Origin of the sequence: Pseudomonas sp. S07E 245, assembly GCF_019599025.1 — a bacterium.
Lineage (GTDB): Bacteria > Pseudomonadota > Gammaproteobacteria > Pseudomonadales > Pseudomonadaceae > Aquipseudomonas > Aquipseudomonas shirazensis.
In genome coordinates this window covers 914,534-937,968 of the sequence record NZ_CP080625.1, presented here as the reverse complement: position 1 = coordinate 937,968, position 23,435 = coordinate 914,534, and the positions used below count along the sequence as shown (strand labels likewise).

The following is a 23,435-nucleotide window of genomic DNA, read 5'->3' as shown; positions in this document are numbered from 1 at the left end:
CGACATCGATGAAAAGATCAGCCCTCCTGCCGGGCGGTCAACTCACAGGTTTTCATAGCGGTTCATGTCCAGCACCCCCGCTTCCAGCGGATCGGTCTCCTGGATAAAGGTATTCAGATCGTGGAAGTACTGCCAGAACTGCGGGTGACTGCGGCGCACGCCCCAACGCATGACGATGCGCTCGAACTTGGCCGGATCGTCGCGCGCAGCTTCCATGTCTTCGACCCACTCCGGGACATCGCTGGCCGGGATGTTGAAGATGAAATTGGGGTAGCTGCTGAGCACGCCCGGCACCAGGGTCAGGGTGTCCAGACCCGGCTGATAGCGCGATTCCTCACCCAGCAGGAACGCCACGTTGCTGTGCGCACGGTTGCGCAGCAGGCTGTAGACCTGGCGTTGCCCACCCTGCCCCTCAATACGCAGCATGCTCGCTTCGGGCAGCTGATTGATTACCCTCAGGCCTGCGGCAGGACGTGATACCAAGCGGCTGAGGCTCTGCTCGACATCGCGAAACTCGGCGCTCATCTGCGGCCGCGAGCAGTACGCGCCCTGGCAGCGGTTGATCGGGTCGGGCGTGACATTGAGGCTCTTGGTGCGCTGCAGCAATTGCAGACCGAAGTCGCGCTTGGGGTCACGTTCGTCGAGCTTGAAAGCGCTTGCCGTATCGGTGTCGATGTCTTCGTAATCCAGCCACATCTTGACCTTGCCGGTGGTCTGGTACCAATCGCTGAGGATCGCGCCGCGCTGGTCAGCGGGCATCAACCGCAGGAAATTGACCTCGGCGCCGTTACGGATCAGGTCGAAGTAGAGCCGGGTCTGCAACTGGTGCGAGACGTTGCCGAACACATCGAAGTTGACCGCCAGTTGGTAATAGGTGCGCTCAAGCAGCGGGTAGTCGAACAGCCAGCTAGTCAGTGGCACGTCGCCGATCAAGCCTTTGCTCACCGAGGCGCTGTCGAAGTGGCGGAAGATGCTCAGCAGCGCGTTGTCATTACCGGCCCACAAGGTCGACCAGCTCGGCGCGGGGGCCTCAGCATAGGCTTCGCGGCGCAGCTTTTCGTATTCGTTACGCTTGTCGCGGTAGGAATGCCAGAGGCTGATCACGCTGCCAACGTCGTCGATCTGGCCGGGCATGGCCAACAACGGCGTCGCCTCACCGCGATAACGTGCGTCGGTGATGTACAGGTCATGTGCAGGCTCCTGGAACAATGCCCAGAAGTTGTCGCGAATCACATCGGTGGCAATCTGCCCACGGCAGACCGGCCCGCGGATGAACGTGCGCACGAAGTACTCGGCGTTATCCAGCATGAACTGGTAGCGCGCCACCGCCGGGATCGCTTCGAAGGTCTCGAACGGGTTGGCCCGGTGCCTTGGGCCATAGCCTGGCAATGAGGTGGCATGCCAGTCGCCACTATAGAACAGCTGCTTGACCCGTTTGAGCTTCTGCGGCCCGAGCGGGTAGCTGATGTGCGTTTTGTGAACGATCACGCCTTGCACCGGGACCAACCGGTAATAGAAGTCAGTACCGGGCGGGTCGTTGGGTCGGCGAGTGGCGATGATGTCGGCCGGCTGACCGCTGGGCGTGCGCGAACGCACCCACTGGAAGAAGTGCCCAGGCTGGCCACCCACGAAGTCGATATGGGCAAGAAACAGATGTTCGTACAGCCAGCGACCGATCAACGCCTCGGATGAGCCTGGGCGGTTTAGCAACGCTTCCCACTCGGCGATCTGGCTGGCTTCCGCAGCGCTCGGCTGTAGCGCCTGGGCATCGACCGGCGCACCGGCTGCCAGCCAGCGCTGCAGGGTCTGGTGTTCCTGATCGGTCAGGCCGGTGACGGCCAGGGGCATACCTTCGGCAGGATGAACACCGGCGTAGGCATCGAATTCATGGGGCAACGGGCACATATTGTTGCGATTGAGGCCCAGCACAATGCTCTCGGGCAGTTTGGCGTTGGGCGTCAGCGGCGTCTTGTGGCCCAACTCGAGCATGCGCGCCATCAGCGCCGCCTGACTGCCCTGGCCGTCGAGCACCGAATAGAAGCCCTGCTTGCGCCAGGCCTGCTCGCTATGGGCGTCATAGAACAAACGCGTGGTCGGCACCGCCTGGCTGCGGTCGCCTTGATACACCGGCACCTTGGAGGCGCCGCGCTGGGCGCCGTCGGCACTGCCCAGGTTGAGCTGGCAGGCAGCGTCGTTGCAGGCGTGGCAGGCCACACACTTGTTGGTAAAGATCGGCTGAATGTCCCGGGTGTAGGAGATTGCCGGGCTCGATTGCGGGGCCTGCCCCAGCGCCATGCTGCTGACCGACAGGGCCAGCGTGCCAGCTAGGGCAAGTAAACAGCGGTGAATCATGTGCCGAATGTCCTGGTTTCGAATAAAGCCATCACGGTGTATCTAACGGGCCGGCGGGATGCGTAAACATGAGAGAAATTCATGCAAAAGCCCTACGCACCTAAAAACCGCGCAGCTTTGCTATCATTCCGCACCTTCTGTTTTTCGCCCGACCAGGTAGTCCTATGTCCGACCGTAGCGCTCGTCTCCAAGCACTCCAGCACGCACTCAAGGAGCGCATACTGATCCTCGACGGAGGCATGGGCACTATGATCCAAAGCTATCGTCTCGAGGAACACGACTATCGTGGCACGCGCTTTGCCGATTGGCCAAGTGACATCAAGGGCAATAACGATCTTTTGCTGCTGACCCAGCCCGATATCATTGCCGCGATCGAGAAAGCCTACCTCGACGCTGGCGCCGATATCCTCGAAACCAACACGTTCAACGCCACGCAGATTTCCCAGGCCGACTACGGCATGGAAGCGCTGGCCTATGAGATGAACCTGGAAGGCGCGCGTATTGCCCGCCAGGTGGCCGACGCAAAAACCCTGGAGACGCCAGACAAGCCGCGCTTCGTCGCCGGCGTGCTCGGCCCGACCAGCCGCACCTGCTCGATTTCGCCCGACGTCAACGACCCGGGCTATCGCAACGTCACCTTCGACGAGCTGGTAGAAAACTACATCGAGTCGACCCGCGGGCTGATTGCCGGGGGCGCCGACCTGATCCTGATCGAAACCATTTTCGACACCCTCAACGCCAAGGCGGCCATCTTCGCCGTGCAGCAGGTGTTCGAAGACGACGGCATCGAGCTGCCGATCATGATCTCCGGGACCATCACCGACGCCTCCGGGCGGACCTTGTCCGGGCAGACCACCGAAGCCTTCTGGAACTCGGTGCGTCACGCCAAGCCCATTTCGGTCGGCCTCAACTGCGCCCTCGGCGCCAAAGACCTGCGCCCGTACCTGGAAGAGCTGTCGACCAAAGCCGACACCCACGTTTCTGCGCACCCCAACGCCGGCTTGCCGAATGCCTTTGGCGAATACGACGAAACCCCGGCAGAAATGGCCGAAGTGGTCGAAGAATTTGCCGCCAGCGGCTTTCTCAATATCATCGGCGGTTGCTGCGGCACCACCCCAGGGCACATTCAGGCGATTGCCGAGGCCGTGGCCAAGTACCCGCCGCGGGTCATCCCGGAGATCGCCAAGGCCTGCCGGCTGTCGGGCCTGGAACCATTCACCATCGACCGCCAGTCGTTGTTCGTCAACGTCGGCGAGCGCACCAACATTACCGGTTCGGCCAAGTTCGCCCGGCTGATCCGCGAAGAGAACTACACCGAGGCGCTGGAAGTCGCCCTGCAGCAGGTTGAAGCCGGCGCGCAGGTGATCGACATCAACATGGACGAAGGGATGCTCGACTCCCAGGCTGCCATGGTCCGCTTCCTCAACCTGATTGCCGGTGAACCGGACATCTCGCGCGTGCCGATCATGATCGACTCGTCCAAGTGGGAAGTGATCGAAGCCGGCCTCAAGTGCATCCAGGGCAAGGGCATCGTCAACTCGATCTCGATGAAAGAAGGTGTAGATGCCTTCAAACATCACGCCCGCCTCTGCAAGCGCTATGGCGCAGCGGTAGTGGTAATGGCCTTCGACGAACTGGGCCAGGCCGACACAGCGGCGCGCAAGCGCGAAATCTGCCAGCGCAGCTACGACATTCTGGTCAACGAAGTGGGCTTCCCAGCTGAAGACATCATCTTCGACCCGAACATCTTCGCCGTTGCCACCGGCATCGAAGAGCACAACAACTATGCCGTCGACTTCATCGAGGCCTGTGCCTTCATTCGCGATCATCTGCCCCACGCACTGACCAGTGGCGGCGTCTCCAACGTATCGTTCTCGTTCCGTGGCAACAACCCGGTGCGTGAGGCTATTCACTCGGTGTTCCTCTACCACGCGATCCAGAATGGCCTGACCATGGGTATCGTCAACGCCGGCCAGCTGGAGATCTACGACGAGATCCCGCCTGCGCTGCGTGAGAAGGTCGAGGACGTGGTGCTCAACCGCACCCCCGAAGGCACCGACGCGTTGCTGGCGATTGCCGACGACTACAAGGGCGGCGGCGCCACCAAAGAGGTCGAGAACGAAGAGTGGCGCTCGCTGCCGGTCGGCAAGCGCCTCGAACACGCACTGGTCAAAGGCATCACTGCGTTCATCGTCGAAGACACCGAAGAATGCCGGCAGCTGGCGACACGCCCGATCGAGGTTATCGAAGGGCCGCTGATGAGCGGCATGAACGTGGTCGGCGACCTGTTCGGCGCGGGCAAGATGTTCCTGCCACAGGTGGTCAAGTCGGCCCGCGTCATGAAGCAGGCGGTGGCCCACCTGATCCCGTTCATCGAAGCGGAAAAAGGCGACAAGCCCGAAGCCAAGGGCAAGATCCTCATGGCCACGGTCAAGGGCGACGTGCACGACATCGGCAAGAACATCGTCGGCGTGGTGCTCGGTTGCAACGGCTATGACATCGTCGACATGGGCGTGATGGTCCCGGCCGAGAAAATCCTGCAGACCGCCCGCGAGCAGAAGTGCGACATCATTGGCCTGTCCGGGCTGATCACGCCGTCGCTGGACGAAATGGTCCACGTCGCCCGCGAAATGCAGCGCCAGGACTTCCACCTGCCGTTGATGATCGGTGGCGCGACCACCTCCAAGGCGCACACCGCTGTGAAGATCGAGCCCAAGTACTCCAACGACGCGGTGATCTACGTGACCGACGCCTCGCGTGCGGTCGGCGTGGCCACCCAGTTGCTGTCCAAGGAGCTCAAGCCGGAGTTCGTCGAGCGCACTCGCCTGGACTACATCGAAGTCCGTGAACGCACCGCCAACCGCAGTGCCCGCACCGAACGCCTCAGCTACGCCCAGGCGATTGCTGCCAAGCCCAAATACGACTGGGCCGAGTACACCCCGGCAGTGCCCTCCTTCACCGGCGTCAAGGTGCTGGAAGACATCGACCTGCGGACCCTGGCCGAGTACATCGACTGGACCCCGTTCTTCATCTCCTGGGACCTGGCCGGCAAGTTCCCGCGCATCCTCACCGACGAAGTGGTCGGCGAAGCGGCTACCGCGCTGTATCAGGATGCCCGCGAGATGCTCGACAAACTGATCGACGAGAAGCTGATCAGCGCGCGTGCGGTGTTCGGCTTCTGGCCGGCCAACCAGGTCGCCGACGACGACATCGAAGTGTACGGCGCCGATGGCCAACCGCTGGCCAAACTGCACCACCTGCGCCAGCAGACGATCAAGCCCGACGGCAAGCCCAACCTGTCGCTGGCCGACTTTGTCGCACCGAAGGACAGCGGCGTCAGCGACTATATCGGCGGCTTCATCACTACCGCCGGCATCGGCGCCGAGGAAGTGGCCAAGGCTTATCAGGACAAGGGCGACGACTACAGCTCGATCATGGTCAAGGCGCTCGCCGACCGCCTCGCCGAGGCCTGCGCCGAGTGGCTGCACGAGCAGGTGCGCAAGGACTACTGGGGTTATGCCCGTGATGAGCACTTGGACAACGATGCGCTGATCAAGGAGCAGTACAGCGGTATCCGCCCTGCCCCGGGCTACCCAGCGTGCCCAGACCACACCGAGAAGGAAACCCTGTTCCGCCTGCTCGACGGCACGGCCATTGGCGAGACCGGCCAGAGTGGTGTGTTCCTTACCGAGCACTTCGCGATGTTCCCGGCGGCAGCGGTCAGCGGTTGGTACTTTGCCCACCCCAAGGCGCAGTACTTTGCCGTGGGCAAGATCGACAAGGACCAGGTCGAGCGCTACAGCGAGCGCAAAGGCCAGGCGCTGAATGTCACCGAGCGCTGGTTGGCACCTAATCTGGGTTACGACAACTAAAGCGTGCCAGGGGCTGCTGCGCGGCCCCTGCCTGCTGAAGGTCTACACTGTGCACTGATCGCCTGCGCTACCTACAGGAGGCCAGCATGGACGACCCCAGCCAAGGCAAACCGCCGACCTTCTGGCAGATGCTGCACAGCGTGCTTGCCGCTGCCCTGGGCGTGCAGAGCGGCAAGAACCGCGCTCGCGACTTCACTCATGGCAAGGCCAGCCATTTCATCGCCCTGGGCGTGCTGTTCACGCTGGTATTCGTACTGGTGCTGATTGGCCTGGTGCAACTGGCCATGCACCTGACCGCCCGTTGAAAGGCAAGCCGCCCGTGGCGGTGCCTGCCACGGGCGGTTCAGGTTGCAATCACGGTCGACAGCAGTGATGCGCTACTGATGGCTGACCCAGTACACCGCAGTGACGACGACCAGCACGATCAGACACAGGATCGCCCAGGCATCGACACTGCTGTCGCTTTTGCGCAGCTTGGTGGAGTTACCCATTGCATTGCCTCTTGTAGTGGTTATGGGAATGCACATACACCACCAGCAGTTAAGTCGAGCAATGCCCTTGATTCAAGCAGGGTCTTTCAATAGTCGACCGGTGACGTCAGAAACGGGTAACGATAATCGGCTGGTCGCCCTTCGGCGCTGAAACGGTGGAAGTCCAGACCATAATCGTCGCCCTCCTGCAGGGCCAGCCAGCGCCGCGCCTTGGCCTGATCGATTGACTGCAGCACCGGCAAGCTGTATTCGCCGCCACCGTCGCGATTGATGGCGATGCCCTGGGCGTGGTCATGCAGCATGACCATGGCCCAGCCGCCGACAGTGAAATGGCCGCCCATCAATACGCTGAGGCGCCCGTCGATACGCGCGCGCAGCGCTTCAGGCGAGCTGTTGACCGCGCCGAACAGCACATCGACGCCAGGTTTGCGCCCCGCTGCCTCGAACGCCTGCATCGCTCCAAAAGCCATTTCGTCATTGGCCGACCACACCAACTGCGCTTGCGGATAGCGCTCGAGCAGCAGCTGCGCTTGCTCGAACGCGCGCTCGCGGTTCCAGCCGCCGTATACCACCTGGCGCAAGCGCACCTGCGGGTGATCGGCCAAGGCCCGGCGCATGCCCTGCTCGCGGAGTTGCGAGGCCGGGGTGGTCTTGACGCCGGCAAATGCCAGCAGGTCGATCGGCTCGTCCGATGGCGGCAACTTCGCGACCATCTCGCGCAGCATCTGGTAACCGGCCTGCTCATCGTTACTGGTCAGCGTGCCCAGCACTGGCGGGTATTTGTCCGGTTGTGCCCGGACGCTCTCGAGCTGGTTATCGGTCAGGCCGTTGTTGACCAGAAACAGCTGCACGCCGCTGTCGCGGGACAGGCGAATGATCTCCGGAGCCACATACAGCTCGTTGACCAGCACCAGATAGTCGGGGCGCTGCGGCCCGCTCAAGATAGCCCGCGCCTGGCTCAACACCAGATCGGCGCGGCGCTCACTGTATTCCACCCGCAGCTGCATGCCGAGATCGTCAGCCGCGGCCTGCATGAAGCGCGTGTATCCCACCCAGAAGTTCTCGTTGGCATGACCCGGGTTGAGAAACACCACGGACGCCGCCTGCGCACCGGCCGATAACGGCAGAAACAGGCACAGACTCTGGCACAGCGCTTTGAACATGGGTGCATCTCTGTGGAGCAAAGCGCGGATTATACCCAGCGCAGACGCCTGGAATAAATGCCAGTCAGTCTCACTTAGTCCGTTTAGTTCTTTTCATATGCAAAAACATCACTTTAGCGCATAAATGCAACCTGATATCGTTCCCCGGCTCCGAACCGGAGTGCGCGGCCGTGCGCGCGATTAGCTGCATGCAGCCTGAGACAGGACTTTTATGTACGTATACGACGAGTACGATCAGCGGATCATCGAGGACCGCGTCAAGCAGTTCCGTGATCAGACCCGCCGCTATCTGGCCGGTGAACTGAGCGAAGAAGAATTCCGCCCTCTGCGCCTGCAGAACGGCCTGTATGTCCAACGTTTCGCCCCGATGTTGCGGGTGGCCGTGCCTTACGGCCAACTCAACTCGACGCAAGTGCGTGTGCTGGCGAAGATCGCCCGCGACTACGACAAGGGCTATGCGCACATCAGCACCCGGCAGAACGTCCAGTACAACTGGCCGGCGCTGGAAGACATCCCGGACATCCTTGCCGAGCTGGCCACCGTGCAGATGCACGCGATCCAGACCAGCGGCAACTGCCTGCGCAACACCACCACCGACCAGTTTGCCGGCGTCGCCGCCGACGAGCTGATCGATCCGCGCCCATGGTGCGAGATCATCCGTCAGTGGACCACCTTCCACCCCGAATTCGCCTACCTGCCGCGCAAGTTCAAGATTGCCGTGAACGGCTCGAAGGACGACCGCGCGGCCATCGAAGTGCACGATATCGGCCTGGAGCCGGTGCACAACGAAGCCGGCGAACTGGGCTTCCGCGTGTTGGTCGGCGGCGGCCTGGGGCGTACCCCGGTGGTTGGCTCGTTCATCAACGAGTTCCTGCCGTGGCAGGACCTGATCAGCTACCTCGACGCGATCCTGCGCGTGTACAACCGTTACGGTCGTCGTGACAACAAGTACAAGGCGCGGATCAAGATCCTGGTCAAGGCCCTGACCCCGCAAGTGTTCGCGGAAAAGGTCGAAGCCGAAATGGCCCACCTGCGCGGTGGCAACACGACCCTGACCGAAGCCGAGATCGAGCGCGTTTCGCGCCACTTCGTCGACCCGGCCTACCAGGCGCTGGAAAACGTCGACTACGCCGAGCTCGACCAGGAGTTCCCAGGCTTCGCCCGCTGGCGTTCGCGCAACACCCGTGCGCACAAGCGCCCAGGCTATGTGGCCGTGACCCTGTCGCTGAAGCCGACTGGAGTTGCCCCGGGCGACCTCACCGACAAGCAGCTGGATGCCGTTGCCGATCTGGCCGAGCGCTACAGCTTCGGCTTCCTGCGGACCTCGCACGAGCAGAACATCATCCTTGCCGATGTCGAGCAGCGTCAGCTGCACACACTCTGGCAAGAGCTGCGCGAAAGCGGCTTCGCCACGCCGAACATCGGCCTGCTGACCGACATCATCTGCTGCCCGGGTGGTGACTACTGCTCGCTGGCGAACGCCAAGTCGATCCCGATTGCCGAGTCGATCCAGCGTCGCTTCGACGACCTCGACTACCTGTTCGACATCGGTGAGCTGGACCTGAACATCTCTGGTTGCATGAACGCCTGCGGTCACCACCACGTCGGCCACATCGGCATCCTTGGTGTCGACAAGAAGGGCGAGGAGTTCTACCAGGTCTCGCTGGGTGGCAACGCCGCCCGTGACGCGAGCCTGGGCAAGATCCTCGGCCCATCGTTCGCTCAGGACCAGATGGCCGATGTGATCGAGAAGCTGATCGACGTCTACGTTGAACAACGTACCGAAGAAGAGCGCTTCATCGACACCTACCAACGTATTGGCATCGACCCCTTCAAGGAGCGCGTCTATGCAGCGAATCATTAAGAACAACCAGCTGGTCGACGAAACCTGGCACTTGCTGCCCAAGGATGCCTCGTTCGACGAACTGACCAACTGCGACGACTACATCGTGCCGCTGCAACTCTGGCGTGATCACGCCCATGCGCTCAAGGCCCGCGATGGCGGCCTTGGCGTATGGCTGGACAGCGACGAAGAAGCTGAAGAAATCGGTGACGACGTTGCGCATTTCCAGGTAATTGCCCTGAACTTCCCGGCCTTCACCGACGGGCGCAACTACTCCAATGCGCGCCTGCTGCGTGATCGCTATCAGTTCAAGGGTGAGCTGCGCGCAATCGGCGATGTCCTGCGTGACCAGCTGTTCTACCTGGCGCGCTGCGGCTTCGATGCATTTGCCATTCGCGCTGACAAAGACCCCGTCGATGCCCTCGAAGGCTTGAAAGATTTTTCGGTGACCTACCAGGCCGCGACCGACGAACCGCTGCCGCTGTTCCGCCGCCGCTGATCGTCTGTGCTTGAGCAATCAGCCCGCCCTTTGGCGGGCTGATTTGTTTCTGGCTGGCGCAGCCCCGCCAATACCTACATGAACGCTAAGGTTTTGCCTGACCGTGCCGATACCTTGGGTTAGACCCTAGATCTGCACGGAAGCCGACCATGAATGCGATAACTGCTGCGCAGCGCCTAACCCCAATTTACAACGCTCCGCCGCCTGTTCAAGTGCAGGCGGTTGCCCAAGCCAGCCAACCCCTGACCTCGCCAAGCACTTCGGTCAGCCTCGGCCAGGCGGTGGACGCTACCCCCGACCCGACCTACACCGCCAACGGTACGCTGGCCAACGGTACTCTGGCTGGCCCGCAGGTGCGCCACGTCTGGGAGCGGGAAGGATCGGACAAGCTCAGCATTGCCCTGATGAACAGCATCCAGTCGTCGTCCAATGGTGGCCGCTTCCAGAACATCGGCGCCGCGCTGCTGGAGCAATTGGCAGGCAATGGCGGCAAGGCCGTTTCGCAGTCCATCATGACCATCGCCAGCGGCGAGCAGCCCAATGAGGCTGCCCTGCAATTGCAGCTGGCCAACCTGCGCTCGCACCCCACCAATGGGGTGACATTCAGCCTGACCACGGCCTCCGGAGCGACCGTCAACCTCTCCCTGGCGAGCAGCGCACAAGGCCTGGCCGTGAGCGCCGAGGTGCTTGGCGGTGAACTGAACGACGAAGAACTCCAAGGCCTGGCGGCAATGGCCGACGACTTCCAATCGGCGCTCGACGGCCTGACCCAGGTGCCGCCGCGCTTGCAGCTCGGTAACCTGGTCAAGTTTGACACGACGCTGTTCAGCGGCCTGCAACTGAACGCCAAGCTGGACGTCAACGGCGAACCACAGACCTTTGACCTCAGCGTCAACGAGCAGTCGCGCAACCTGACACTGGACGGCCCCTCCGGGCGCGTACAGATGAACCTCGACACGCCGGACGCTGCCAAGCTGGGCAGTAGCAGCCAGCGCCAGGCCGCCATCAGCAATTACCTGAGCCAGTTCGACGCCGCGCAAAAGCGCGGTAAAGGCGATGAGAACCTGATGAACCTGTTCAAGGACGCATTCACCCAGCTCAACGCCGTCGATGACGGCAAGCAGGCGGTGACCGAGCGTGGCTCGTTGCAGAGCGCCAGCGACCGCGCCCTGCTCAGCGGCCTGGCCGACTTCAATGCCTCGATCAGCCAGACCTCGCAGCAGAGCAACCCGATGCGCCTGGAAGAATCCGACCGCTTCGATTACCGCGCGTCGCAATCGACCAGCATTACAGGTGGCGGCCAGCTGACCCGCTCGGTGCAGCAGGATCAGCAGAGCGCACTGAAAGCGGGTTACCACCTGGGCCTCAACCCGCTGACCAACATGCAGCTAGGGCTGGACCGCGAATCGCAGAACTACCGCTATCACGAGATCAACGACCAGGCCAGCAGCAGCACGCGCCTGGCCTTCGACAAAGGCCGCCTGGTCGAAGCCAGCGCCTCGCAATCCGCCAGCCAGAGCGAGCGGGTGCGTACTTATGTGAATGGCGACCTGACCGATGACGTGACCACGCCAAGCTCGAGCAGCCGCAGCCAGAGCCTGCTGACGGTACTGGACGACAGCTTCCGCCAGGAGCGCATCGCACGCGAGCAGAGCGGCATCTCGATCCTTGATGATGCACTGCAGTCGCTGCGCAGCCGCTGGCAGCTGCAAGGGTCGACTGCGGCCATCGGCGGCTAACGCCTGACCGCGCTCGAGCAGACGCCCGCAATGGGCTGATGCTCGAGCGCGGCTCTCCATTGCAACATTTCGATGCAGACCCCTCGCCCACCTTGACTGCCAACTCTGTATAATTCGCCGCCTGGCGTGTGCTGCGTGCGCCCGGGAGCTATCCCGAATACGGAGAACATTCATTTGTTTTCCGAGAGTCCATCCATGTTGCACGCAGCCTTGCTATTCCTTTGGCGTATGCCGTTTCCGCGTTTTTTGCCGGGTACGTGCTCGCTGCATCCCCTTCCCTTCTTCTCGCCTATTGTTGCAGTGGCCCATTCGGTGCCAGCGCTTTGCCGTGGCCGTCGTTCGGCCAATGCCTGCAGCATCCAGGGCGAATCCATGAACGAGGACCTCGCATGACCGTTTCTCTGAACAACGCCCAGCGGCGCCCATTGCTGCAGCGCCTGCTCGCCAGCGAAGCCGCAGGCGGCGTGGTGCTGATGCTTGCCGCAGTAGTGGCCATCATCATCGCCAACAGCCCATGGGCTGCGGCCTACCATCACCTGCTGCACCTGCCCGTCGGCCCCACCTTCACAGAAAAGCTCGGGCCGATGACCGTGCACCTGTGGATCAACGACGGCCTGATGGCGATCTTCTTCCTGATGGTTGGCCTGGAGATCAAACGCGAGATGGTCGACGGCCGCCTGGCCACCTGGGAGCAACGCCGCCTGCCAGCGCTGCCAGCGCTGATGGGCATGGCAGTGCCAGCGCTGATCTACCTCAAGGTGTCTGCCGTCGAACCGGGCCTTGCCGGTGGCTGGGCAATCCCCGCGGCCACCGACATCGCCTTTGCCGTCGGCGCCCTGGCGCTGCTCGGCAAGCACGCACCGCTGTCGCTGAAAGTGATGCTGGTATCGGTGGCGATCATCGACGACATGGGCGCAGTAGCGATCATCGCGCTGTTCTATACCTCCTCGATCAACCTCATCGCCCTCGCCGGCGCCGGCGCTATCGTCGCCCTGCTGCTGGGCCTGAACCGCCTGCGCGTGGTCAGCCTGTGGCCATACATGATCGGCGTCGCCGCCCTGTGGTACTTCACCCTGCTGTCCGGCGTGCACGCGACCATCGCTGGCGTGGTCGGCGCACTGCTGATCCCCTACACCGCCGGCGATGCCAAGAGCCCGCTGCTGACGCTGGAGCATGCCATTGCGCCGTGGGTAGGTTTCCTGATCGTACCCGCGTTCGGCTTTGCCAATGCCGGCGTGGCGTTTACCCACTTGAGCTGGAGCGACGTGTTTGCGCCCCTGCCGCTGGCGATTGCCCTTGGGCTGTTGCTGGGCAAGCAGCTTGGGGTGTTTGCCGGGGTGTTGCTGGCGGTCAAGACTGGCCTGGCTTCGAAGCCGCAGGGGGCTAGCTGGTTGCAGATTTACGGGGTGGCCATGCTCTGTGGGATTGGTTTCACCATGAGCCTGTTTATCGGTGAGTTGGCGTTTCCGGGGCAGGCTGAGCTGATTGATAAAGCCAAGATCGGGATTTTGCTGGGGTCGCTACTGTCGGCGGTGATTGCTTGTTTGATATTGCGCTTTGCGCCTAAGACGGTGGAGTGAAGGGGAACGGCGCCGCGTCAGCGGCGCCGTTCAGCCGCGGCTGTCATGGCTAGGAACCACAACTTTTCACTCGCCATCTGTTGGTACATCGTCTGCCGCCTGTTCAACGTCAAAGCTGCAGCGCCGCCTGCTGAAGCCTTTGAAGAGGCACCCGCACGCGAACCGTCGCGCAAGAAAAAACTATACGGTCGTCGCCGCACACGACTCCCCAAAGAGTAGTTTGCCCACGGCCTCTGCACGCAAAACCACACCGCAATAGCTGCCGAGGCCATCCACAACCCACCACTGTTCACCCACCCTGAATACAAATTGCCGCCCAAGCTCCAACGCCCTATCCTGATCCCGCCCTACCCCTCGCTCGTCAGCAGCAACTGAAAACCGCCCCACCGCTCCCGAGGCCCACATGCAGATCGACGAAGAGCTCACCCTGAAGAAGCTCGAAATATTCCTCGCCTTCATGCACAGCGGTAACCTGGCCCGTGCAGCCAGCGCGCTGGACACCAGCAGTGTCAGCGTGCACCGGGCCATCCATTCCCTGGAAAACGCCCTGCGCTGCCCACTGTTCAAGCACGAGGGCCGTACATTGACGCCGCTGGAGAGCGCCTACGTGCTTGAAGAGAAGGCCCGCAAGCTGATCCAGGACACCACCGAGATGGTCCGCGCCACACGCGAGGCGGCGGGCTTTTCGTCGGAGCGGTTCAAGCTAGGCGCGCTGTATTCGCTGACGGTGAAAACCGTGCCGCTGCTGGTAATGGGCTTGAAGCTGCGCCGCAGCGAGCTGAACATCGACCTGACCTTGGGCTCGAACGTGGACTTGATGTACCGCCTGAAAAACTTCGAGCTGGACGCGATTCTGGTCTCGCTGGATGAGAGCACCTGCGATGCGGCGTGCGAGCAGTTACCGCTGTTCTCGGACGATATCTTCCTGGCGGTGCCGACCGATTCGCCATTTGCTCAGGAGCAGGAGGTCGACCTGGCGGATCTGGCCAATTCGACCTTCATCACCCTGACCCAGGGCTTTGCCACTCACCGCGATGGCGAGCGGGTATTCGAGCAGGCGGGGTTCAAGCCGAATGTGGCGATGCAGGTGAATGACATTTTCACCCTGCTGAGCATGGTCAGTTCCGGGGTGGGTTATGCGCTGTTGCCGGGGCGGATTTCGGCGGTGTACGAGAACCGGATTAGGCTGATCCCGCTGCAGGCGCGTTACCGTCATCAGCAGCATATCGGCGCGGTGTTCTTGAAGACTCGCGAGCGCGACCCGAACCTGCTCGCCTTGGTTGCCGAATGCCGGATGTACAGCCGCCAACGCGAAGGCTGAAACGCAAACGCCCCGGCGTTCGGGGCCGGGGCGCTTGTCAAAGGTACTATCAGCCGACCAGGCCGCGTACGCAGAAGTACAGGATCGATGGCCCCATCAAACAGCCAAGACCGGTGTGGAAGGTTGCGGTCAATGCGCCGTATGGCACCAGCCTGCGGTCGGTTGCCGCGAGGCCTGCGGTAACGCCGCTGACGGTACCGGCAAGGCCGCCGAAGACCATCGCCGAGCGTGGGTTGTCCAGCGCCAGCCAGCGCGCCGAGACGGGGGTGAAGACCATCACCAGAATAGCTTTGATCAGGCCGGTGGCGATCGACAGCGCCATCACTTCGGAACTGGCGCCCAGCGCGGCACCGGTGACCGGACCGACGATGTAGGTGACGGCGCCGGCACCGATGGTGGTGATACTCACCGCGTCGCGGTAGCCGAAACTCCAGGCGACTGCCGCACCGACCACGAACGGCAGCACTGTACCCAACAGCAGTGCGATTGCGCCGATCATGCCGGCCTTACGTGCTTCGGTGGCCTGCACTTCAAAGGCGGTGGCGACGATAGCGAAGTCGCGCAGCATGGCGCCGCCCATCAAGCCGATGCCGGAGAACAGGGTCAGGTCGGCCAGGCCTTTTTGCCCGCCGGTAAGGGTGCCGCCAACCCAAGCCAGCACCAGGCCGATGACGATGGCAATCGCCGAGCCGTGCACGCGGCCAAAGGTCAGGCGCTTGGAGAGGATTACCGAGATCCACATCACTGCGCCGACTACGGCGAAGGCAGTGATCAGGCTGTTGTGTTCAAGTGCTTTGAGGATGACTTCCATATCAGCGACCTCCGACCGGTGCGACTGCGCTGGAGGTTTCAACGACCTCCTTTTCCAGCGGTTCTCCGCGGTGGGTGCGGCTGATCAGGGCGATGGTGGCGCCACACAGCAGGACCGAGCCGATCGCTGCCAGCAGCGCGACCGGGCCGCCATGCAAGGCGGTGACGACGTTTTGCTGCGCAGCCATGGCCACCACGATGGGGATGTACATCGCGCCCCAGAAGCCCACGCCCAGCTCGCACTCTTTGCTCATGCCGCCGTTACGCTGCATGTACAGGCGGGCGAAGATCAGCAGGATCATGGCAATGCCGACCCCGCCGACGTTGGATTTGACCCCGAGCAGAACGCCAAGGAAGTCGCCGAGGATGACACCGGCAAGCGTGCAGATGGCCAGCAAGGCCACACCGTAAATGATCATTGTTGTTTTCCTCACGTTGAATCGAAGTTGTTTTGTTGTTGTTCTTCGAAATGCGGGCAGTCAGTCGCTGGCGTTCACCTCCCGCCGCAACAGGGCATCCAGGGTGTCGGCGCGGGCGCCTTGGCAGGCGATCACCGTACCGGAGTTGAATACACGCCGCGCCAGGCCGCTGAGGACGGTGCCGGGGGGCAGTTCGATCAGCAGCCGTACACCGCGCTCGTAGGCATTGCACAGCGTGCCGTACCAGTCGACGGTGCGGCACATGTTCAGCGCCAGGTCGCGGCGCAGGGCTTCTGGGTCATGCAGTTGGCGAGCGCTGGTACTGCTCAGGTAACCCAGTTGCGGGCGTTTGAGCGGCACCTCGGCGAATGCAGCCGCCAGTTCGGCGGCAGGCGCATCGAGCAGCGCACAGTGGGACGGCACGCTCATCGCCAGCCGCTTGCACGCGCCGGCACCCAGCGCCAGGGCCTGGCGGGCAAGCGCGGCCATGGCCGTATCGCTGCCGGCGATCACGAACTGGTTGTCGGCATTGATGTTGGCCAGGTACAGCGGCTGCGCCGAGTCTTGAAGCAGTCGTTCGACAGTGCCTTGATCAAGCCCGATGATCGCGGTCATGCCGTAGCCCTCGGGATAAGCCTGTTGCATCAGTTCGCCGCGCAACGCCACTAGCCGCAGGGCATCGGCGAAGGTCAAAGCCCCGGCTATGACTGCCGCTGGGTAAGCGCCGATCGACAGACCGGCAACGTAGTCCGGCGCCGGGCTGCGCTCCAGCAACCAGCGCGCATGGGCGACACCGGCCACCAGCAGACACAGTTGCACCGCACGGGTAGACGCCAGCGACTGCGCCGTGTCGAGCTGCAACACCGGCTGCTGCAGCACGTCGCTGGCCTCCTCCACGCAGGCACGCACCACGGCCGCATCCGGCAATTGCTGGAGCATGCCGGGCCGTTGCGCGCCTTGGCCGGGGAAGGCAAACAAGCTGCTCATGCCGACAGTTCCAATACTGACCACGGGTCGCTGACCAGGCATGCACCGTGGCGGCTTTTGAGCAGCACCCGCTTTGAAGCGCCGGCCCATTCAGCCAACGCGACGGCGCCGAAGGGTGTTTCCAGCTGCAGGTCGATACGGCACGGTGCAGCGCACAACACCTGATACAGCGCTTTCGCATCGACGCGAGTCAAGGCTGCGGGCGTGCGCAAAACCAGGTCCAGATCGCTGCCGTGGTGCAGCACAGCGATCCCCGTCGCCAACTGATAGCCCACCCCTCCGGTCGGCCCCCAAGACAGGCCGAGGCTGTCCATAAACGGCGTAACAGCGTGCAGTGCCTGCAGCGCAGCCAGCTCTGCCCTGCCCTCGCCGCGCAGCTGTTCAGGGCTGCAACGGCGCTTGATCGAGGCGACGGGCATTTCAGCCGCCAGACGCTCGCCGCGCTGACTGCCACGCACGCCGACCGCCACGCGCCACGCACCGGCTACGGCGCGGCGCACCACCACCGGCTGACCGGCCAGCAGCATCTGCCGCGCCCACGCGGGGGCGTCTGCAGGCAAATGGTCCGGGGCCATGCCCCACAGCAGGTCGTGTGCGTTCATGCTTTCACCATTGCTCGCGCAGCAGTTGCCGAACCTGGGCAGACATCGCCCGGTTGGGCGCGCCCAGTCGCCCGCGCAGATCAGTACTGCTGCCGATGTCGTCCACAGCGCTTTCCAGCACCGCGCGCACCTTGCCGATATCGGCGGCAGTCGGCTGCTCGACCGCGTCCACCTTGACCCGCTCCCAGAGCAGGCCGAGCGAGGCATAGCTGGCGATGTCGTAGGCCATGGGCGGCACTTTTGCAGCCAGAGCCTCCAGCTCCTCGACACTGCGCAAGGTAATCCGCGCAGCTGCCGCCTTGCCCATGGCATGCACCATCACTCCTTGATCATCCAGCGCGATCAAGCGCTGCGCCTGATAGCCGTGGGCGAGAAACGCCCCGGACATGGCCTTGCCCACCAGCAGTCCAATCAGTGCATGCCCTGCCAGGCGCGCCCGGGCATAAGCATCTACCGCGCCAGCCAGCGCTTGATGGATCCCCAGCGCCTCTTCACGGCGACCGTAGGCCTGGCTGGGCACATCGACCACGGCGACCAACACCCGCGGCGTGCCGCCCTGGTCAGCCTGAATCGCCTCATCGACAGCCTTGGCCAGGCCCCAGCCTTCGAGCAGGCCGACCTCGCCATCGCGAGCCCTTGGGAAGGGGTTTTGCGCGTCGGGCACAACCGCGATGAAGCGTGCAGGACGGTTGCCCAGTTCGCCGTCGATGACTTTTACCGATGCGGGATAGCCTGGCAGCTCGCTGCCCTGGGCCAGCGCCCGAATCCACTCAAGACCACGGCTCATTGCAGTTCTCCTTGATACAGCGCCCGCGTCAGCGCAGCGTCGACTTGCACACAGTCAGTGCCCAGCGTGGCCAACAGCGCGAGGAAGTCAGCGTAGCGACGGCTGCGCGGCAACGCCGGTTCGCCCGCAGCGAGTTGCGCGACCAGCGCCTCACGTACCTGGGCCAGATCATCCGCCACATAGGCGTCGGCCAGGCCGCAGGCGTGGCGTTGCTCGCCGCCGGTCAGGCTCCAGATGAACGGCCGGTCGCGCGAGTCGTATTCCTCGATGCCGGCTTCCTGCTCGATGACCTGCGGCCCATTCAGGCCCAGGCGTGCTTCGCGGGTGACGATCAACCCGCTGCATAGTCCAGCGGCAATCGACATGCCGCCAAAGCAACCGACTGAACCTGCGATCAGGCCGATCACCGGCTGGTACTGGCGCAGTTCAACAATCGCGGCCTGGATCTCGGCAATCGCGGCCAGGCCGAGGTTGGCTTCCTGCAGGCGCACGCCACCGGTTTCCAGCAGCAGCACAGCGGCGGTGGGTATGCCGTTACGGTTGTCTTCGACCGCCAGCTCCAGCGCCCCGGCGATCTTGGCGCCGCCGACTTCGCCCATGCTGCCGCCCTGGAATACGCCTTCGATGGCGGCCACCAGCAACGGCTGGCCATTGAGGCTGCCCTTGGCGATGATCACGCCATCGTCAGCCTGGGGCACGATGCCTTGCTGGGGTAGCCACGGCGACATCATCCGATCAAACGGCCCAAGCAATTCGCGAAAGCTGCCGGCATCGAGCAAGGCGCGGGCGCGCTCGCGGGCGCTGAGTTCAACAAAGCTGCAGGCCTGCAGTAAACGGTCGATGTCAGTCATGGTTGATCTCCTCGAAGCCTTGTTCCAGCCTCAGCCGTACTACGCCAGGCGTGGCGCCGAAGTCGTGGATGTCGATGTTCATGGCGGGCAGGCTGTGCTCGGCGAACAGGCGCTGAAAAAGCTGCTCCCAGCGCGGCGCACTGCCGTTTACCGAGGTCACTACGTTGATGTTCAGTACACCGCTGGTGCCAGGTTCGAGCAGCACTTCGAGGTCGCCTGAGCCGACACAGCCGACCAAGGCTCGGTTGGTTGCCGGCGCGCCGGCCGGAAATCTGAAAGACAAGGTTTCCATGCTCAAAGGCTCCCGAAGTTATCAAGCAGCAGGCAGGCCGCCAGCAGGTCAGCGGCGCCGCCCGGTGAGGCGTTCAGCGCCAGCAGGCGCGTATCCAGTTGGCGCAGCGCACGGCGCCCGGCAAGCGTTGCGCTGCCGCCAGCATCCAGTACGCCACGGGCACCTTGGTGCATGGCCTGCAGGCCGTCGAGGCCGGCGCGCCAGAGCACGCAGGTGTCGTGGAGCTGACTCATGATCGCCAGCAGCGCATCCAGCCGCGCGTTCTGCTCGCCACTGCCAGCAGCGCGGCTTTTGGCCAACTGCGGCAAGCCGTAGGCGAGTACCGTCGGGAAGCCCAGTTGCGCTTCCTCGCGGGCACCACGCACGCCGAAGCGGCGCTGTACCTGCAGGCCATGACTGTCGTGCTGACGCGGCGCATAGCGGTCGTCGATCAGGGCGATGCGCCCTGCCCGTGCGGCAATCGATGCGGCATCGTTGTTGATTGGATCAAGGGCACGGGCAGCGACCAGCAAGCCCAGTGCCCAGATGGCACCACGGTGAGTATTGATGCCGGCAGTAGTGACGCGCATGGCTGTCTCGCCTTCCCGGCCAATGCGGCCGAGGGCTTCGCGCAAGGGCTGGCCGACCTCTGCGTGGAGCATGGCGGCCTCGGCCATCTCCTTGAAGCATGGCCACAGCGACAGCGCCGAAGCGTGCATCAGGCCAAGGTGCAAGTCACTGTGGGCGCCGCTGCCACGGCGGTCGACCAGGGCCGGTTTGGGCGACAGATCGGCTTCGTCGATCAGCGCTTCAACTGCCAGGTCGGCCAACTGGTGCGACAACGGCAGTGGTGCGTGGATCTGAATGGATGCAGTCATCACCAGCTCCTGAAGCGTGCGGGCGGGTTATACAGGCCGCCGGACCAGTCGACCAGCTCGGCGATGCTCTTGGCGGCGAGCAACGCACGGGAGGCCTGGTTGCGATGGATACCAAGGTCTTCGGGCAAGGCGATCAGCCCTTCGCGGCGCATGCGTGCGGTGTCTTTAGGGTCGTGGCGCAAGCCGATGCTGGTCACGCCGGCAACCGCCGCGATCATCGCCTGGCGCTCTTCGAGCGTGCGCGCCTTGTACAGATAGGCAATGCCTTCTTCGGTGAGCAGGTGGGTCACGTCGTCGCCGTAAATCATCACCGGCGCCAGCGGCATACCGGCCTTCCTGGCTACCTCGACCGCATCGAGGGTATCGACAAAGGTGGGTTTGCCGCCCTCCTGGAAGGTCTCGACCATCTGCACCACCAGCTTGCGACCGCGTTCGAGCATAGTCACCGGGGTGGTCATGTCGAGCCAGGCCGGCGTTGCATGGCGCCGACCGCGGGGGTCGTGGCCCATGTTCGGCGCGCCGCCAAAGCCGGCTAGGCGGCCACGGGTGACGGTCGAGGAATGACCGTCGCCGTCAACCTGCAGCGTGGCGCCGATAAACAGGTCGACTGCGTACTGCCCGGCCAACTGGCACATCATGCGGTTGGAGCGCATCGAGCCATCGCGGCCGGTGAAGAACACGTCCGGGCGCTGGGAGATGTAGTCCTCCATGCCCAGTTCGGTACCGAAACAATGCACGCTCTGTACCCAGCCGGTTTCGATCGCGGGGATCAATGTCGGGTGCGGGTTCAGTGTCCAGTTGCGGCAGATCTTGCCCTTCAGGCCAAGTGACTCGCCGTAGGTCGGCAGGATCAGCTCGATGGCCGCGGTGTTGAAACCGATGCCATGATTGAGCGACTGCACGTTGTGTTTTTCGTAGATGCCGCGGATCGCCATCATCGCCATCAGCACGTGCACCGGCTTGATGTGGCGTGGGTCGCGGGTGAACAGCGGTTCGATATAGAACGGCTTGTCCGCGACCACCACGAAGTCGACCCAGGACGCCGGGATATCCACCCGCGGCAGGTCGCGCACGTCGTCAACCAACTGATTGACCTGAACGATGACGATGCCATCGCTGAACGCCGTAGGCTCGACCAGCGCCGGAGTGTCTTCGGTGCTGGCGCCGGTGTAGATATTGCCCTCGCGGTCGGCCATGAAGCCGGCAACCAGGGCAACGTTGGGGATCAGGTCGACCAGCAGGCGCGAGTACAGCTCGATGTATGTGTGAATGGCGCCGACTTCGAGCAGGCCGTCTTCAAGCAACTGGCCGATGCGCAGACTCTGCGGCCCAGCGAAGGAGAAGTCGAGCTTGCGGGCGATGCCGCGCTCGAACAGATCAAGGTGCTCGGCACGGCTGACACTGGGCATGATCATGTGCAGGTCATGCAGGCGAGCGGAGTCGGCCTTGGCCAGCGAGCGCGAGAGAAAATCTGCCTGCTTCTGGTTATTGCCTTCGAGTACCACCCGGTCACCAGGGGCGATCAGGCGCTCAAGGGCTTCGACGATCCGCTCGCTGGGCAACACCACGCCATCGGCAAGGTCTCGCACCTGCTCAAGGCGGCGCTGCTTTTCGCTGCGCCGCCGCGACCATTGCGGTGGGGGGGAGGTTCTTGTTGTCATTCTGCAACTCCACGGGTGCGCTTTCGTGGAGTCATTTAAGGCTGGCAGTTCAGGCCGATCAATCAACGCCCGGGGCTGATCATTACTCTCAGGTTAATGATTACTTAATTTAGAAAGCGCTAATAGCTGAGGGCTGATTTTCGTTACACGTTGATGCGGACAGTGCGCTTCAATCCAGGGGCGTTGCCCCATTCCTTTCAATCTTTTGCCGAGTGAACTCCGATGCAAACACCGCGATTTGTCCTCTCAGCCTTGACCGGCGCCTTCGCCATGCTAGTGGCTGGCACCGCACCCGCTGCCAGCCCAGTCAGCGAGCCGCCCGCCATGACCAAGCCTGCGCATCAGGCATTGACTGTGGATGTGTTCAATCCAGGCGAAGCGGCAATCTTTGCCGTGTCATCGGTACTGGTCGAAGGCAAGCAGGACGCAATCCTGATCGACGCCCAGTTCTCCGCGCAGGAGGCCGCCAAACTTGCAGCCCGGATCAAGGCCTCCGGCAAGCATTTGACGACCATCTACATCAGCCATGGCGACCCTGACTATTACTTCGGGCTGGACACTCTGGTGCGCGCATTCCCTCAGGCAAAAGTTGTCGCCACCGCGCAGACCGTTGCCCATATCAACGCCAGCAAAGACGCGAAACTGAAAATCTGGGCTCCCGAGCTTGGCGCCAATGCGCCGCGGCAGATCGTGGTGCCGCAGCCCCTCAGCCGCGATACCCTGATGCTGGAAGGTCAGCCATTGAAGATCATCGGCCTCGATGGCCCAACGCCAGAGCGCACCTTTGTCTGGATTCCTTCGATCAAGACGGTGGTTGGCGGCATTCCGGTGCAATGGGGTGAGCATGTGTGGATGGCTGATACGCAGAGCGCCGCCTCCCATGAGCACTGGCTGGCGACGCTGGAGCAGATCAAGGCACTGGCACCGGCCACGGTGATACCAGGGCATTTCAACGGGACATTCCCTAAGGGCCTGCAAGCTGTTCAGTTCACCGCTGACTACATTCGCGCGTTTGACAAAGAGACTGCCAAGGCTGACAACTCCGCTGAGCTGATTGCGGCGATGAAAAAGCGCTATCCGGATTTGGCCGGGGACAGCTCGTTGGAGCTGAGTGCCAAGGTGGCCAAGGGCGAGATCCAGTGGGAGTGATCCGACTCGGCAACCAAGCCGTCGACTTTGCCGTCAGCGGCTTCAGTGCTGATCATTTCAGGAAGCAGCCCTATCATTTTTGCCAGTTGTGAACCTGTCTTGCCCAACATCAATCAAAAACCACCGCCCTCCTGCCAGCGTTCATTGCGCTGCATTCTCA

Annotated in this window: 19 protein-coding genes; 8 read left to right on the top strand and 11 right to left on the bottom strand. The window is 62.9% G+C overall.

The window, feature by feature from the left end; all coding sequences use genetic code 11:
- Positions 1 to 42: 42 nt before the first annotated feature.
- Positions 43 to 2,352, bottom strand: a complete 2,310-nt coding sequence (locus K3F44_RS04265; RefSeq protein WP_220633386.1) for a fatty acid cis/trans isomerase — start codon at positions 2,350 to 2,352, stop codon at positions 43 to 45.
- Positions 2,353 to 2,516: 164 nt separating this feature from the next.
- On the opposite strand from K3F44_RS04265, the gene metH reads away from it, so the two are divergent.
- A complete protein-coding gene (gene metH, locus K3F44_RS04260) occupies positions 2,517 to 6,224 on the top strand; it encodes a methionine synthase (RefSeq protein ID WP_150569582.1) in 3,708 nt (1,235 codons plus the stop codon).
- Between the two features lie 86 nt (positions 6,225 to 6,310).
- The gene (locus K3F44_RS04255; RefSeq protein ID WP_101318479.1) at positions 6,311 to 6,529 is read left to right on the top strand and encodes a DUF2970 domain-containing protein; all 219 of its coding nucleotides are present in this window, start codon (positions 6,311 to 6,313) and stop codon (positions 6,527 to 6,529) included.
- 272 nt (positions 6,530 to 6,801) lie between these two features.
- Here K3F44_RS04255 and K3F44_RS04250 read toward each other — a convergent pair whose 3' ends face one another.
- Positions 6,802 to 7,878 carry an ABC transporter substrate-binding protein gene (locus K3F44_RS04250; protein WP_220633385.1) on the bottom strand — a complete coding sequence of 359 codons (1,077 nt, stop codon included), beginning with the start codon at positions 7,876 to 7,878 and terminating at the stop codon, positions 6,802 to 6,804.
- Between the two features lie 211 nt (positions 7,879 to 8,089).
- Here K3F44_RS04250 and K3F44_RS04245 point away from each other — a divergent pair, with 211 nt between their 5' ends.
- The 5 genes from K3F44_RS04245 (at position 8,090) to K3F44_RS04225 (ending at position 14,860) form a co-directional block, all read left to right on the top strand.
- Positions 8,090 to 9,742, top strand: coding sequence for a nitrite/sulfite reductase (locus K3F44_RS04245; RefSeq protein WP_220633384.1), 1,653 nt, complete (start codon positions 8,090 to 8,092; stop codon positions 9,740 to 9,742).
- Positions 9,726 to 10,220, top strand: coding sequence for a DUF934 domain-containing protein (locus tag K3F44_RS04240; RefSeq protein WP_101318473.1), 495 nt, complete (start codon positions 9,726 to 9,728; stop codon positions 10,218 to 10,220). Before K3F44_RS04245 ends, K3F44_RS04240 begins: the two co-directional genes overlap by 17 nt.
- A gap of 149 nt (positions 10,221 to 10,369) precedes the next feature.
- Positions 10,370 to 11,959, top strand: coding sequence for a hypothetical protein (locus K3F44_RS04235; RefSeq protein WP_101318471.1), 1,590 nt, complete (start codon positions 10,370 to 10,372; stop codon positions 11,957 to 11,959).
- Positions 11,960 to 12,348: 389 nt separating this feature from the next.
- Positions 12,349 to 13,539 carry a Na+/H+ antiporter NhaA gene (gene nhaA, locus K3F44_RS04230; RefSeq protein ID WP_220633383.1) on the top strand — a complete coding sequence of 397 codons (1,191 nt, stop codon included), beginning with the start codon at positions 12,349 to 12,351 and terminating at the stop codon, positions 13,537 to 13,539.
- A gap of 403 nt (positions 13,540 to 13,942) precedes the next feature.
- Positions 13,943 to 14,860, top strand: a complete 918-nt coding sequence (locus tag K3F44_RS04225) for a LysR substrate-binding domain-containing protein (RefSeq protein ID WP_101318467.1) — start codon at positions 13,943 to 13,945, stop codon at positions 14,858 to 14,860.
- Positions 14,861 to 14,909: 49 nt separating this feature from the next.
- Here the strand turns inward: K3F44_RS04225 and madM are convergent, their stop codons facing one another.
- From madM to mdcA, 9 genes are read right to left on the bottom strand one after another with little or no spacing between them, the layout of a single operon-like run.
- Positions 14,910 to 15,671, bottom strand: a complete 762-nt coding sequence (gene madM, locus K3F44_RS04220) for a malonate transporter subunit MadM (RefSeq protein ID WP_101318465.1) — start codon at positions 15,669 to 15,671, stop codon at positions 14,910 to 14,912.
- 1 nt (position 15,672) lies between these two features.
- The gene (gene madL / locus K3F44_RS04215; RefSeq protein WP_101318463.1) at positions 15,673 to 16,089 is read right to left on the bottom strand and encodes a malonate transporter subunit MadL; all 417 of its coding nucleotides are present in this window, start codon (positions 16,087 to 16,089) and stop codon (positions 15,673 to 15,675) included.
- 60 nt (positions 16,090 to 16,149) lie between these two features.
- On the bottom strand, positions 16,150 to 17,076 hold the full coding sequence (gene mdcH, locus K3F44_RS04210) for a malonate decarboxylase subunit epsilon (RefSeq protein ID WP_150569603.1): 927 nt from the start codon (positions 17,074 to 17,076) through the stop codon (positions 16,150 to 16,152).
- The gene (locus K3F44_RS04205; RefSeq protein WP_220633382.1) at positions 17,073 to 17,678 is read right to left on the bottom strand and encodes a malonate decarboxylase holo-ACP synthase; all 606 of its coding nucleotides are present in this window, start codon (positions 17,676 to 17,678) and stop codon (positions 17,073 to 17,075) included. The genes mdcH and K3F44_RS04205 overlap by 4 nt, the downstream gene beginning before the upstream one ends.
- Positions 17,679 to 17,682: 4 nt before the next feature.
- The gene (mdcE, locus tag K3F44_RS04200; RefSeq protein ID WP_150571286.1) at positions 17,683 to 18,465 is read right to left on the bottom strand and encodes a biotin-independent malonate decarboxylase subunit gamma; all 783 of its coding nucleotides are present in this window, start codon (positions 18,463 to 18,465) and stop codon (positions 17,683 to 17,685) included.
- Positions 18,462 to 19,316 (bottom strand): biotin-independent malonate decarboxylase subunit beta, encoded by an 855-nt coding sequence (locus K3F44_RS04195; RefSeq protein ID WP_220633381.1) that lies wholly within the window; start codon positions 19,314 to 19,316, stop codon positions 18,462 to 18,464. The genes mdcE and K3F44_RS04195 overlap by 4 nt, the downstream gene beginning before the upstream one ends.
- A complete protein-coding gene (locus K3F44_RS04190) occupies positions 19,309 to 19,608 on the bottom strand; it encodes a malonate decarboxylase subunit delta (RefSeq protein WP_101318453.1) in 300 nt (99 codons plus the stop codon). The genes K3F44_RS04195 and K3F44_RS04190 overlap by 8 nt, the downstream gene beginning before the upstream one ends.
- A 2-nt stretch (positions 19,609 to 19,610) precedes the next feature.
- Complete coding sequence (locus tag K3F44_RS04185) at positions 19,611 to 20,465, bottom strand: triphosphoribosyl-dephospho-CoA synthase (protein WP_220633380.1); 855 nt, start codon at positions 20,463 to 20,465, stop codon at positions 19,611 to 19,613.
- On the bottom strand, positions 20,465 to 22,126 hold the full coding sequence (mdcA, locus tag K3F44_RS04180) for a malonate decarboxylase subunit alpha (RefSeq protein ID WP_150571289.1): 1,662 nt from the start codon (positions 22,124 to 22,126) through the stop codon (positions 20,465 to 20,467). The genes K3F44_RS04185 and mdcA overlap by 1 nt, the downstream gene beginning before the upstream one ends.
- Before the next feature lie 324 nt (positions 22,127 to 22,450).
- Between mdcA and K3F44_RS04175 the strand changes: the two genes are divergently transcribed.
- On the top strand, positions 22,451 to 23,275 hold the full coding sequence (locus K3F44_RS04175; RefSeq protein ID WP_259407060.1) for an MBL fold metallo-hydrolase: 825 nt from the start codon (positions 22,451 to 22,453) through the stop codon (positions 23,273 to 23,275).
- The last annotated feature ends 160 nt before the right edge of the window (positions 23,276 to 23,435 follow it).